We start from the raw sequence: 13,499 nt of genomic DNA, 5'->3' as shown, positions 1-13,499 counted from the left end.
CAGTTAGTGTAATCACAACGGACAGATGGCCGAGAGGCTGAAGGCGGTTTCCTGCTAAGAAACTATACGGACAAAAATCTGTATCCAGGGTTCGAATCCCTGTCTGTCCGCCATTAACTTATTTTGTCTTCATTTTATGAAAAAAGTACACAATACATCAGAGAAACATATATCAATTATTGGGGCTGGAAGGCTTGGTTTTGCGATGGCAAAAGAGTATATTGATCAAGGATATAATGTAAATATATTAACAAAAATGAAAAATCCTGTGGAAATATACAAAAAAAGAATTGAGAATGAGGGTGGGATGTCGATATTGTCACAAGAAGATTATGGGAAGATAAAATTTATTAATGACATTGATGCGCTTATACCATCTGCGCAAAATATTATTGACGTCTCAAGTTCGGAAAATACGAAAATAATTACAAAGAAAATAATGGATGCATATGATATAAATAAGATATCTCACAAGATAAATTATTTGTCTGTGACGCCAGATAATGGCAATGAAGTTAAAAATATATTTGATGCATGGAGAAATAAAACAGGGAAATTTACACAAAAGGAAAATCAAAGAAAATTTAATATATTAATTACGGGTAATATCAATACGCTAAAGGATAATTTATTTAACGAGGAGACAATAAAAAAAATGAATGACAAAGAAACTATGGTAATTGCTATTACAGATTTTCATCGCAACGACAAGGAAGTTTTTATGAAAACAATAATTGATTTCTTAGTGAGGTCAAATATTGTGACTAAAGATGAGATTATCAAGGCGTATGAAAAACTAAATGAAAAAGTTACAAATTTTGATAAATCAAAAGAAATGCCACTTATGTCACAAGAGATTAGCCTAGATAATGGCAAAAAAATTATAATAGCATCACACAGAGGTATGAGTTCAAGTGAGTTACATCAGGCTAATAAGGTTATTACAGCATTTACAGTCGATATGTTTGATAAAGATGGTAAGCAAATTTTTGCACAAAGTTGGCATGCTGAAAATGTTGGCCATTTTGTAGACGGAATTAAAAGAGTGGCAAGTTCGTTGTTTTTTACTCCAAGCCCAAGGCTTTAGCCCTTTTCATTAATAGAAACGGTTGAATTGTTAAAGCTATATTGTATAAAGGAATTTATTAAATTGTCAAGTTTGCAGATTATAGATAGTGTTTAATTAGAAGGGGCAGTCTAGTTAAACTGCCATCTTTGTTTATTTCTTTAATATCGAAGTCTAAAGAAAATTTTTACTCACAAATTCAATATCCTTATCGCCCCTGCCGGATAAATTCACCAAAATCGTTTCATCTTTTGATAGCTTTGTCGCAAGTTTTGTGGCAAAAGCAACAGCATGCGCGCTCTCTAGTGCTGGAATAATTCCTTCAAATTTTGATAAATTGAAAATGAAGCAAGTCGCAAAAGTCTTTACAAATCTATTTAATCTTTTTACTCATAATCATTATATCTTGAATAATAACTTGTTTTTTCAAGAAAACAGTGTATAAAAAGAAGATTTTTAAAAGTCTGTGATTTTAAAATAGGGCAGGGTTTATTGTCGCCTACATTATGCGATTTATACCATTTTGCATGCTCATATAAATCGTACATTGTATTTTGTAGCTCAGTCTCTGAAATATCTTTATAGTCATGAATTTCAACCATCAGTGAGTTATCTATTACACAATATGCTGTAAAATCAGGTTTTCTATACTCAAAAATACAATCATCATTATATTTGGTATATGTATCAAAATGACTTTGCGTAGTATCGCATGTATCAAGACCTCCTGTATGAGTATCGCAAGATATAGACCCGTCAAAAATCATATTATGAGCAGTTCCACCAAAGGTGTACCATATTTTATTAAACTTGGTTATGCTAGGGTCGTAGGTTTTTAAGAATTGAATTCTATGTTTATAAAATCCTTCAATACGCTTTGGATTATACTGTGCATTGTTTTTTTTGCAAGAAGGGTATAAATCACGATTATTATTGCATGTGCTAGCGTATACAAATTTTATCCATTCTCTTTGAGAGTCGATTAAATCTTTTTTGCCTGATTTTTTTAGAGTTTCTCGATAGATGTCATTTAGTTCTTTATCAAGGTTGATCAAATCATTGCTGTTACATACTGTGGATGCAAAGGTATCATTTTGAACATTGCGACAGTCAATTGCAAAGGCATGCTTTGTTATAAAAAATGAGCATAAAAATATTGCCGAAATTGATTGTAAAAACATTCTCATATTACAAAATTTAAAGTTCCAATTTTTGTCATAGTCATACAAAATATTCATGTAATGATGAATCGGTACATTATTATTATCAAGGAATTTTTTTAAAAAATACAAATAAAACTTGACAATTAAAGTTAGATACTTACAATAAAAAGTATTAAATATTTATTTGTAATATATATGGAGCAGCAAAATAAAACGAAATCAATAGGGCAGTTTGTTAATGATACGGATAGTGTTATTGAGGATTTTGAAATAGAAATAGATAAAGCTGACATTATGTCAAAAGATACTACACTTTCAAAGGCTGAGCGTGAGAAAGCAGAAAACAAAAAAAACATTTTAACGAATTATCTTGAAAATATCAAAATACAAAAAGATTGCTTTAATAAAATGGATCCGAGTCAAGAATTAACACATGAAATTGGTAGGAAAGTTGTAGAAGAAACTGTTGCAAGAATAGAAGAGAAATATCTAATTCGAGATAGTCAAAATATTGCAGAAAATATGACGCAAGACTTACCAAAACACGTTACAAAAAATGAACAAATTAATGAAATTAATAACGTCAAGTCTGGTATACAAAATTACTATTATAATACACAAAAAGATATTAATAAGGCTGAAAGATATAAAAGTGAAAAAACACAGGAGTTGCAAGAAGTTCAAGAAACTATTAAATCTATAGAAGCAGAACTACAAATATTGCAAAATGAAAAACATAGTGTTCAAAAAGAAAGTTTATGGCAGCAATTGATAAATTTCTTAACTGGTCAACAAAGTAAAGCTGAGCAGTTACAAGAGCAAATAGAAGATGTGCATAATTATCTTGAGGAAAAAAAAGGTCAGCAATCTTTTATTTTAGAAAAACTAAATGAAGAAATTGCCAATAATCCAGAAAATGTACTTCAGAAAGATGGGATTCATCAGGCTGTTGATCAATTCCATTATGAATATGATCAACAAGAAAGAGGAAATCAACAACCGCAATTTAGAGGCAGTTTTGATAATGACGACACGTTAATGGAAAGCAATGGTTTTGACGAGGAAATTGATGAAGAACAATATGATGATAAAAGAAGTAAATTTCATATTTCAACGCAAGGTAGTCTTTATGAAGAAAAGAGTATCTACAACCCAGAAGGTAATTCATACGTTGATAAAGATAAATCTGCTATTCTAGACGGCTTGAAGCATCCTAAATCAACTATTTCAATTAATTCATCTTCCTTTAATCATAGTAGATATTAGTAAATAATAAAACTGCTTTGAAAAAATTTGCTTCCAGAAAAAAAGTATATCATTTTTATGGAAGTAAATTTTATCAATAATTATGTTTTTTGCGAAAAAAAATACTAAAGAAGTCAAGAAAACCTACTCAAAAAGCTATGTTTTAAATTCAAACACTAAAGCAAGCTGGAGTGACCCAAGCTATTCATCACTTGCATACAATGGATATGCGTCAAATGTTGTGGCAAATCGCTGTATAAAGCTTATATCACAATGCGTTTCATCCATTCGCACTGTTATATACGGCAGTGATGGAGCTGAAATGACTGGAGCTCAAATTAATGATCTTATTGCAAAACCAAATGACTTAATGTCTCAAAAGCTTTTTTTTGAAACAATTGTTAAAAACTTACTTATTTTTGGAAATAGCTATATTAAATCAGACCTTGGCGACAATCAAATTGATGCTCTTCATGTTTTACCGTCAGATCTTGTCTCAATTGTCGTAGATAGTGAAAATAATGTTATGCAATATGCCTATAATAATGGGCAAAAAACCGAAATTTTAGATGCAAGCATGATTGGCGAAGTTGGCGAAGTTTTGCATATAAAGCTTTTTAATCCAAACGATAAACTATATGGGCTTTCGCCACTTTATACCGCAAGATTTTCAATTGATCAATACAATGAAGCAATTGCTTGGAATAAATGTCTTTTGCAAAATGGAGCTCGCCCAAGTGGGGCGCTTGTTGTTGAGGCAAATGGAAACGATTTAACAGATGAACAATTTTCACGCCTGAGCGATCAGCTTCGAAATGACTTCACGGGCAGCCTTGCGGCAGGAAAGGTTATGATACTTGAAGGTGGCTTGAAATGGCAAGAAATGAGCATTTCACCAAAAGACATGGAGTTTATTGAAACCAAAAACTCTGCCGCGCGGGATATAGCTCTTGCATTTGGAGTTCCCTCTAATTTACTTGGAATTCAAGGCGATAATACATATAATAATTTTGCAGAAAGCAGAATTGCCCTTTGGGAAGAGACAATATTGCCACTTGCAGAGCTTATTTTTGAAGCAATCGCAACGCATATAACTGCCAAAACTGGGGAAAAGATAACAATTCTTGCAGATCTTGATCAAATTCCAACCCTTGTTGAAAAACGCTATACCCTTTGGAAAGCCTTATCCGAAGCAACTTTTTTAACAGATGCAGAAAAACGAACCATGGCTCAAATGGATGCGTAAAGGTAAAAAGGGCATCGATTAAGATGCCTTAAATCAAGTAAAATGATAAGATTTTATCTCCCCTACTTTTTAACCTACATTGAGCCTTGCTGTAAATTACTACCACTATTTCTTCTTTGCATCTCACCTTGAATGTGAATACCACCGCCATTTTGATTTATTTGCACAATATTGCTATTTTCACCTTGTTCTTGCTCTTGTACTTGAACATTGATTTGCGGAATTATTTGCTGCTGCTGTGATGGACGAATGTTATCATCTTGAATTTGACGAAATTGTTACATCGTGCGCATGACCTTCATTTATTAAAATATGAATACCGAAAATTACTTGATTTTTAAAATATTTAATATACAATTTGCCAAGTAGTTGAATTTATGCGTTTTTTATTTTGCACAATATTTTTTATATTTTGTATCTCAAGTAATTCATTTGCTGCGGGGTTATTGTGTTTTTCAAATAACGATTGCCCAGGTGGCAAGGTCTGCCTTGGTGCAAGATCTGTCTTTACATGTATGGACAACCCACAAAATCCATCTTGCGCAACTTGCATGACAACAAAAGCAAATAGTGATATATCAATTGGTAGCCAGTATTACAATTTAAATTGCCTGCAAACCGTCACTATATCCGACAACGCCGGAACGCCAAGATATGGAGTATGTCAGGTTAATGTTATTATTGAGCAAGTCTGTTATGCCTACAGAACTTTAAGAGATACACTTGGAAGATACACTGTTTTATTTGCCTTGTTTTTTCTTGGGGTAAATTATATGTTTGGAAATACAAAACCAGGGCAGGGAATGGCAACTGGCGCTATTCAAATTGTTGTTGCAGCTGTTTGCATCTATAGTGGAATGCAGATATTATTTATGGTATTGAAGGTAACAGATGCAAATACATGCTCCCCTAAATATATTAACACTGTATTAAAAAGCAATAGCATTAAGTGAAGTTATGTTGTTGAATGAAACACTGAAAAATTAGAAATAAATAATATTTTTTATACACTTTTGGAACCCTTAATATTTTAATCCGCCATCATCCTCACTATATCTATAATCTTGTCCTTCAATGCTATAGATTTTATATTTAGTATGCAGGTTGAAAATTCTGAATTTTAATTATAAGAAGAACAAAATTGACCAATTAAAGGGATTTTGTGCAACTGTAGAATGTGGCAATTCTGTGAATGATGCGGCAACCAGGAATTGTATTTCTGCGACAACTATATCAAAACAGATATCATCTTTAGAGACTGATTTAGGGTTTTTATTGTTCGATAGGGTGAAAAACAAGCTTGTTTTAAACGAAAAGGGCAGGGTGTATTATAAAGAGGTAAAAAAGGTATTAATGGATTTAGATAGGTTATATGGGGGTAAATTGGATATTAAGCGTGTTAGTAGTTTTTCAATTTTCAGAAAAAACTTGCAAAATAAAATAAAGTACAATCTTAGTTTAGTAAATTTGAAGTTAAAAATTATGTTAATTAGGGTTACATTAAAGGGATTTTTAGTATTTTTACTAGTGTGTATTACGGCGATTTGGGTGTATTTATATAGGACGAATTGGTTTTTTGATAGGAGGATATATGGGCTTTCTAGTGAGTCAATAAAAAGTTTAATTAAAAATAAAACTTACCGCCTTGCCAAAGATTCAGCATGTAAATTTGACGGTATGCAGATGCATCTTGACCTAAATACTCTTTTTTTGAAATTGATTAATGCAAAAGAGTTAGAAAAAATAATTATTATTACATCATCAGAATGCCCAAGTATGCCAATGAGAATGAATGGCACAAATATTGACGATAAGATTAACGACACCAAAGTGATTAAATGTGATACTCAAAGAAGATTTGATGCTCAAAAAAAGCGATACAAAGATGAGATGTTTATTTTAAATTCTGGAAAAAATAATCTATATTATAATTTTTATAAAAAGAAAGATTGTTTTCACTATAACATTTTTGAAAATAATCTAAAAAAATACCAGAATCAATTGTTTGGTTTCCCAATTGCAAACTCTATCATTTCAGATGGATATCACATTATTTTAAAAAATAAACACTATTACTATCTAATAACACATATTAATTCTTTACAGTCACACAATCTAGATAAGCCTCAGGAGCAATACTTTATCTTCAAAAAACTAACCCTCTCCGAATTAAAAAACTACGACAACGGCAGCTATTGGAAATTAATTAAAGAGTATAATATTAATATTGATTAATGCAAATATGCTAATTAAGATTACATTAAAGAAATTTTTAATATTTTTACTAGTTTTCCTTTCAATAATTTCTTTATATTTATATCGTACTAATTGGTTTTTTGATAGAAAGATACACAAATTAGCAAAGCCATTATTAAGAAGTGTTATGGAAAGTGGGCATTATAGGATTGCAAAGGATATACCATGTAAAGACAATACTACTGCTACAATATTCTGTATGGATATTAATAAATTATTGCTAAATTTATCCCAAAAAGGTTACAATGTAATGGTTAGTATGTTAAAGGTGACAGAATTACCAAGTACACCAATGAGAATGAGTGATAATCACCATGAGAATGAAATTTTTAATAATGACAAGGAGATTACTTGCGACAGAGAGCGCAGATTTGATTGGCTAAAAGAGAGGCATGACAATAAATTAAAATTACTAAAATCTAATTCCAACGCAAGATTTTATTTATTTTTTGAAAAAGCAAGTGGTACAAATTATAATGTTTTATTGGACAATGTAAAGAAATATCAAGATCAAATTTTTCCAATTAAATTAACGCAAGCCATACCGCTAAATTATGGAACTTACTGGATTATAAAATACAAATATTATTATTATTTGGCGTTTGAAACAAACGGAGTATCTTCGCATCATCAGCATAAAGCTGGTGAACGTCATCTTATCTTCAAAAAACTAACCCTCTCCGAATTAAAAAACTACGACAACGGCAGCTATTGGAAATTAATTAAAGAGTATAATATTAATATTGATTAATAAAAAAAGGTGAAAATTAGCTTGCATTTTATAAATTTAGCTTTATGAGCTTATAGTAAAAAACAGTTTTTGCCAAAGCCACGCATGTTGTGATATCTTTTTCAAGAAGTGTTGAATTAATTAATTTCTTGTAAAAAAATGACACTAAACTTCGAAAACCTAAACCTTCCATCTGCATTAATTGCAAAACTAAATAGTATTGGCTTTACAGCGCCAACTGAAATTCAGGCAAAAGCTATACCGCTTATTCTAGACGGCTGTGACATTCTTGCATCATCAAAGACAGGCAGTGGAAAAACAGGTGCTTTTTCAATGCCAATGCTCGCAAAAGTATTAAATGGTGACGCTTCTGCATTAATTTTATGCCCAACTAGAGAGCTTGCAATTCAAATTAAAGACTCAATTAATAACATAAAATATGACAATACAATCAATCCAGTACTGATTTTTGGCGGATCTGACATTAAAAGACAAATAATTGCACTTAAAAAGAAACCAAATATTATTATTGCAACTCCTGGCAGGCTAAATGACCACATTCAAAGAAGAACTATTGATTTAAGTAAGTTTAATATGCTTATTTTGGATGAATTTGACAGAATGCTTGATATGGGCTTTAAAGATGAAATACGCTATATTGTTGAACATTTGCCAAAACCAAGACAAACATTGATGTTTTCGGCAACAACAAGACAGAGTATTAAAAATGCAGCTAAAGAATATTTAACAAATCACAGCGAAATTATTCTTGCAAATACAAAAGAAGATCACAAAAATATCAAGCAGGAGTTTATTGAAGTTGCAAGGAAAGACAAATATGAAAAATTAGTTGAAATTCTTGAAAAACACTTTGAAAGTGTGATAATTTTCGTTGGAACCAAAAGAATGGCCGATGATTTAACTGACATGCTTAAAAATGATGGATATAAAGCACAAGAAATTCATGGTGATTTAAGGCAAAGGGAGCGTGAGCGTGCAATTCGTGAATTTCGCTCGGAAAAACACCAAATACTTGTTGCAACCGATGTTGTTGCGCGCGGCCTTGATGTTCCACACGTTACCTTGATAATAAATTACGACATGCCAGGTAATCCGGAAGATTATACGCATAGAATCGGAAGAACTGGAAGAGCTGATGCAATTGGCGTTTCACTTTCTTTTATAACACCATCTGATAAAAAAATTCATAGAGCAATACTTGAAAAGACAAATTCGGATGAATTTGAAGGCGTTCAAAGGCGTGGCGGCTCTGGGTCAAGAGGGGGATCTTCACGTCAAGGCGCTCCTCGTCGCAGATTTAATGATGACGAAGGAAGAAATTCACGTGCACCAAGGAGGTTTTCAGGTGAAAGATCTGGTAGATTTGAAGACTCAAGGAGGCCGTCAAGAAATTTTAATGAAGACAGAGGAAGTCGCGAAACTTACAGTGGTAATCAGGATAGATCTGAAAATTCAGATAGACCAAGGCAAAGATTTGGCAGAAATTTCAGCAATAAATCTAGAGAATCTGGCTTTTCACCAAGAAAAAGATTTAATTAATTTGTAGTATTGATTTTTTTTGAAGAAAGATTTAAAAAAAATATCAAATTTTGCTTGCATTTTAAAATTTTATGCCAAAGAACTGATATAGAGATTTTTTCTATCTCGTGCAGTCTGGTTTTATTCACAATACTTACTACATTAGAAAGTTTATTCTCGAAATGTTGTAATTATAGTAATTATTTTTTTTATTAATATGTCCAGACAAAATGGCAAAATTAAAAAGTTCTTCGCAGACAAAGGTTATGGTTTTATTTCTACTGATGGTGGTGATATTTTCTTCCATGTAACTGATTCATCAATCGATGCAAATGAACTTGCGCTAAATGTAACTGTTTCTTACGAAGAAGAAAGAGATAGAAATGGAAAAACAAAAGCTTGTAAATTGGAAATCGTAGGCTAGTTATAGCATTTTTTACTGGCTTTATTATTTTAGAAATATCTTGATTTTTAATTTCCTTTGCATTAACTATTTTGCAAATAGATTTTAATTGTGATAGATTTTAATAAAAAAGCCAGTTTCTATATATTTTTTGCAATATTTACATTTATTGCATCACTTATTTTTATTAGATTTTATTCAGTGAAATTAAGTCTTGATTTTACTGGTGGAGGTGTTGTATTTTTAGATAAAAACATCGATATTGCGAAAATTTCTGGCGTCACTAAAGTTGACAAATCTGATAATTTCGGATCCATCTTATATTTTCAAAATGATGATTTTGGTATTTTTCAGGAGCATTTAAAAAGCCTTTCTTCTGAAGTTTCCAAAAATGGCGTAAAAATAGTAAAAACAGATTTTGTTGGTGAAAAGTTTGGCAAAACAGCACTAATTACATCCCTTTATGGGTTATTTTTTGCTTTGCTTGCAATTTTTTTATATATTTTTATAAAATTTGGCCTAAATTTATCTATAGTGGCAACTTTCGGTCTTATTTATAACTGTATCATTGTTGTTGGAATTGCATCTTTATTTAAGATTGAATTTGATTTAATGTCAATCTCTGCATTGCTTACCCTAATTGGTTATTGTATTAATGACACTGTTGTTGTATTTGATAGAGTTCAGGAAATTGCGATGGAATTTAATTCAAGCAAAGATAAATCTGATTATAAAATTATTAATGGCGCTTTAAATAAAGTTATATCCCGTAGTTTAAAAACATCGATTATAACGGCAATTGGAATAATGCCAATGATTATTTTTTCGCAAAATGAAATTCGTAACTTTGCAATAATGATTATTTGTGGTATAGTATTTGGAACAATTTATTCTATTTTTGCTGCTCCAATTTTATTAAAATTAGGCAAGTTTAAGATTAAGCTTCGCAAAATAAAATCCCAACTTGACGACCCAATGAGGTATGTATAATGCAATATATCATTACATTTTATCATAAATTATTGCTTCCATAAAAAATATATTCAACTTTTAGTTGCGTAAATTTTTTATCAAAATGAGGAAATCGGACATGGTATCTTTTGTGATTAAGGCATTAAGTGAGCTTGATTCTGCTAGTGTTTATCAGCATAATTGGCATATTGAATTAATTTGCAAATATCTTCAAGATATTTATACCGGAAAAATGAAAAGATTGATTATCAATATACCGCCTCGTAGCCTAAAGTCTATTTGCGTAAGTGTTGTTTTTCCTGCATGGGTGCTTGCAAATAAGGCAAATGAGAAAATTATTGCAATTAGCTATTCGCAAGGCTTGAGTTTAAAACATTCAACAGATTGCAGGAAAATTATGCAGTCAAATTGGTATAAAAAAATAACAAAAACTAGAATTAGTTACGGCGAAAATGAAAAAAGAAAGTTTATTACAAATGAAAATGGATATAGATTTGCAACATCTGTATGCGGAACTTTAACTGGAGAGGGTGGTAATTATATTATTATAGACGACCCGCAAAATCCACTTAAGATAAATCAAAAATCGGAAAGGGACAAGGTTGATGCGTGGTTTGATAGCGTTGCAATTTCGAGATTAAATGATAAAAAAAATGGGAAAATTATTATAGTAATGCAAAGATTGCATGTTGAAGATTTAGCAGGATATTTAATTGCAAAAGATAGTACTAAATGGAATATTTTGTCAATTCCTGCAATTGAAACTAATGATAGAGCTTATTATTTTAACGATAAGCTCATGAAATTTAGAAAAAACGGCGATATTTTGCATCATTCTCGCGATACTATGGAAGACATGAATAATATTATACATCAAATGGGTAGCAGTGTTTTTGCAGCTCAATATCAGCAAAATCCAATATTTAGTAATGGAATTATTGATAAAAACTGGTTTGATTTTTATCATGAAAGTATTAAATTTGATGATATTTATTATAGCATCGATACGGCGGTTAAACAAGGTGAAAAAAGCGATTATACGGTTATATTAAAGATTGGAATGAGGGAAAAAATGTTTTATGTGATGGATATTTTTCGCAGGAAAATTGATTATATAGAGCTAAAAAAGAAAATTATTAATGAGGCATTGCAAAATACGAATGCATGTTTTATTATAGAAGACAAAAATATAGGCTCGTCCTTAATTCAAGATCTTAAAAGAAATGTAAATAATAAAATAATTTGCATAAATCCAACAAAAGATAAATTAACTCGTTTAATTAATGTTATTGGTATTATTGAGTCAAAAAGGGTTTTATTGCAACAAAATGCAAAATGGGTAAATGAATTTTTAATTGAAGCCACGAGTTTTCCAAATTGCGTTCATGATGATCAAATAGATGCACTAACTCAATTTTTATCGTATATTTCAAGTAAAATGGATAATAAAAAAACACCAAGTTTAAGATTTATTAACAGATGATAAATTTTAATGTTATTTTATTTCCCAATGCAAAATTTTGAGAAAATTTGCCCTAAAATGTCTTCAATTGACATATTTCCAAAAATTTGACCCATTTGCGCCATTGCAGATCGCATGCTTTCGGCAAAAATCTCGATTTCATCTATAGATCCGGCGCTTGTAATTATGCTATAGCACTTGATTAAAATGTCTTTTTGCCTGTCAGATACACATATATTATCGCTAATTGATGGCATGTTTTCTTCAATTTTTGCCTTAATATGAGATAAAAGCTGATCTATCCCATCTCCATTTTTTGTTGAGATAAATAGAAAATCACTAGATTTTATGCTGTATTTTTCAATATTTGGCACTTTTTTTTGTCTTACCTCTTCGTTTATTAAATCCGACTTACTGCATAGCAAAATATCAGATGGCATATAGTATTTTTCAAGTAAATCCATGTCGATTTCACCGTTTTCAAAGACAAAAATGCGAATTGCCGAGCTTTTAACTGCCGAAATTGCCCTTAAAATGCCTTGATTTTCAATCTCATCACTTGAATTTTCACGAATTCCCGCCGTGTCTATGATATTTACCAAAAACCCAGATATTACAACGGATTTTGACACTAAATCTCTTGTTGTCCCTGGTATATTTGAAACAATTGAGACATCTTTGTTGCAAATTGTGTTAATCAGAGATGACTTTCCGGCGTTTGGTCGCCCAAGAATTGCTATGTCAATGCCATCAAAAATCTGCGATTGGCACGGCGAATTTATGTATTTATTCATCTGCTTTGTAAGGTTAAAAAGTTCATTTTCAATGTATTTTATTGTATCCTGCGGAATTTCTTGATCGGAAAAATCAATATTTGCCTCGATTAATGCGTAAATTTCGCAGATTTTATCATACCAGGAGCGATAAACATCTGATAAATCCTTGCTCATTTGAGACATTGCAAAGCTATGCTGCGATGCAGACTGAGATTTTATAAGCATATTAATGCCCTCGGCATGGTTTATGTCCATTTTTTGATTCATTACCGCGCGGTATAAAAATTCACCATTTTCAGCAAATCTAAAATTCAAAGAATCCCGCATCAATGCTATGAATTTTTCATAAATATACAAACTTGCGTGAAGCGAAATTTCAATACAATCTTGCCCAGTGAAAGACTTTGGCGCTTTAAAAAATGTCACCAAAACCTCATCTAATAGTTGTTTTTCTGCATCAAAAAGCTTGGAAAAAACGCATTCATTTGGTTTCAAATCTGGACATGAAAGATGTGATTTTATTTTCAGAGCATCACTTCCAGATATGCGAAAAATGCAGACTGCACCGCCGATTTTTGGCGTAATCGGTGCAAAGATTGTGTCATTTAGGTTGTATTTATGCTGCATCTATTATACCACAA

12 protein-coding genes and 1 tRNA gene are annotated in these 13,499 nt (G+C 31.3%); 11 read left to right on the top strand and 2 right to left on the bottom strand.

The features are described from left to right. Window positions 1-19 precede the first annotated feature (19 nt). Window positions 20-113 (top strand) — tRNA-Ser (locus tag deia_RS03330). A gap of 23 nt (window positions 114-136) precedes the next feature. Next, entirely contained in the window at window positions 137-1,087 is a 951-nt protein-coding gene (locus deia_RS03325; RefSeq protein WP_146820745.1) for a Rossmann-fold NAD(P)-binding domain-containing protein, read from the top strand. Window positions 1,088-1,452: 365 nt separating this feature from the next. On the opposite strand, the gene deia_RS03315 is transcribed toward deia_RS03325, so the two are convergent. Next, window positions 1,453-2,253, bottom strand: coding sequence for a lysozyme inhibitor LprI family protein (locus deia_RS03315; RefSeq protein ID WP_161982838.1), 801 nt, complete (start codon window positions 2,251-2,253; stop codon window positions 1,453-1,455). A 171-nt stretch (window positions 2,254-2,424) separates the two neighbouring features. Between deia_RS03315 and deia_RS03310 the strand changes: the two genes are divergently transcribed. From deia_RS03310 to terL, 9 genes are all read left to right on the top strand, one after another. Next, entirely contained in the window at window positions 2,425-3,495 is a 1,071-nt protein-coding gene (locus deia_RS03310) for a hypothetical protein (protein ID WP_146820743.1), read from the top strand. 82 nt (window positions 3,496-3,577) lie between these two features. After that, window positions 3,578-4,720: a phage portal protein gene (locus deia_RS03305; protein WP_146820742.1), complete on the top strand. Its 1,143-nt coding sequence runs from the start codon at window positions 3,578-3,580 to the stop codon at window positions 4,718-4,720. Between the two features lie 377 nt (window positions 4,721-5,097). After that, window positions 5,098-5,673: a hypothetical protein gene (locus deia_RS03300; RefSeq protein ID WP_146820741.1), complete on the top strand. Its 576-nt coding sequence runs from the start codon at window positions 5,098-5,100 to the stop codon at window positions 5,671-5,673. 151 nt (window positions 5,674-5,824) lie between these two features. Continuing rightward, window positions 5,825-6,955 carry a LysR family transcriptional regulator gene (locus deia_RS03295; protein WP_161982837.1) on the top strand — a complete coding sequence of 377 codons (1,131 nt, stop codon included), beginning with the start codon at window positions 5,825-5,827 and terminating at the stop codon, window positions 6,953-6,955. Window positions 6,956-6,962: 7 nt separating this feature from the next. Next, complete coding sequence (locus tag deia_RS03290; RefSeq protein WP_146820739.1) at window positions 6,963-7,727, top strand: hypothetical protein; 765 nt, start codon at window positions 6,963-6,965, stop codon at window positions 7,725-7,727. 138 nt (window positions 7,728-7,865) lie between these two features. After that, window positions 7,866-9,266 (top strand): DEAD/DEAH box helicase, encoded by a 1,401-nt coding sequence (locus tag deia_RS03285; protein ID WP_146820738.1) that lies wholly within the window; start codon window positions 7,866-7,868, stop codon window positions 9,264-9,266. 196 nt (window positions 9,267-9,462) lie between these two features. After that, entirely contained in the window at window positions 9,463-9,669 is a 207-nt protein-coding gene (locus deia_RS03280; protein ID WP_146820737.1) for a cold-shock protein, read from the top strand. Window positions 9,670-9,759: 90 nt separating this feature from the next. Beyond that, window positions 9,760-10,638, top strand: a complete 879-nt coding sequence (gene secF / locus deia_RS03275; protein ID WP_161982836.1) for a protein translocase subunit SecF — start codon at window positions 9,760-9,762, stop codon at window positions 10,636-10,638. Window positions 10,639-10,723: 85 nt separating this feature from the next. Next, a complete protein-coding gene (gene terL / locus deia_RS03270; RefSeq protein WP_146820735.1) occupies window positions 10,724-12,103 on the top strand; it encodes a phage terminase large subunit in 1,380 nt (459 codons plus the stop codon). Between the two features lie 17 nt (window positions 12,104-12,120). Here terL and mnmE read toward each other — a convergent pair whose 3' ends face one another. Further along, window positions 12,121-13,485, bottom strand: a complete 1,365-nt coding sequence (gene mnmE / locus deia_RS03265; RefSeq protein WP_146820734.1) for a tRNA uridine-5-carboxymethylaminomethyl(34) synthesis GTPase MnmE — start codon at window positions 13,483-13,485, stop codon at window positions 12,121-12,123. Window positions 13,486-13,499 lie beyond the last annotated feature (14 nt).

The sequence above is a fragment of the Candidatus Deianiraea vastatrix genome (assembly GCF_007993655.1).
In the GTDB taxonomy this organism is placed as follows: Bacteria; Pseudomonadota; Alphaproteobacteria; order Rickettsiales; family Deianiraeaceae; genus Deianiraea; species Deianiraea vastatrix.
This window is presented reverse-complemented; position numbering and strand designations above follow the sequence as displayed.

What these genes read in the sequence shown, in the direction of transcription:
- deia_RS03325 (WP_146820745.1), top strand. Translation starts at nt 137, where the DNA reads ATGAAAAAAGTACACAATACATCAGAGAAACATATATCAATTATTGGG.
- deia_RS03280 (WP_146820737.1), top strand. Translation starts at nt 9,463, where the DNA reads ATGTCCAGACAAAATGGCAAAATTAAAAAGTTCTTCGCAGACAAAGGT.
- deia_RS03290 (WP_146820739.1), top strand. Translation starts at nt 6,963, where the DNA reads ATGCTAATTAAGATTACATTAAAGAAATTTTTAATATTTTTACTAGTT.
- deia_RS03315 (WP_161982838.1), bottom strand. Translation starts at nt 2,253, where the DNA reads ATGAGAATGTTTTTACAATCAATTTCGGCAATATTTTTATGCTCATTT.
- deia_RS03310 (WP_146820743.1), top strand. Translation starts at nt 2,425, where the DNA reads ATGGAGCAGCAAAATAAAACGAAATCAATAGGGCAGTTTGTTAATGAT.
- mnmE (WP_146820734.1), bottom strand. Translation starts at nt 13,485, where the DNA reads ATGCAGCATAAATACAACCTAAATGACACAATCTTTGCACCGATTACG.
- deia_RS03285 (WP_146820738.1), top strand. Translation starts at nt 7,866, where the DNA reads ATGACACTAAACTTCGAAAACCTAAACCTTCCATCTGCATTAATTGCA.
- deia_RS03300 (WP_146820741.1), top strand. Translation starts at nt 5,098, where the DNA reads ATGCGTTTTTTATTTTGCACAATATTTTTTATATTTTGTATCTCAAGT.
- terL (WP_146820735.1), top strand. Translation starts at nt 10,724, where the DNA reads ATGAGGAAATCGGACATGGTATCTTTTGTGATTAAGGCATTAAGTGAG.
- deia_RS03305 (WP_146820742.1), top strand. Translation starts at nt 3,578, where the DNA reads ATGTTTTTTGCGAAAAAAAATACTAAAGAAGTCAAGAAAACCTACTCA.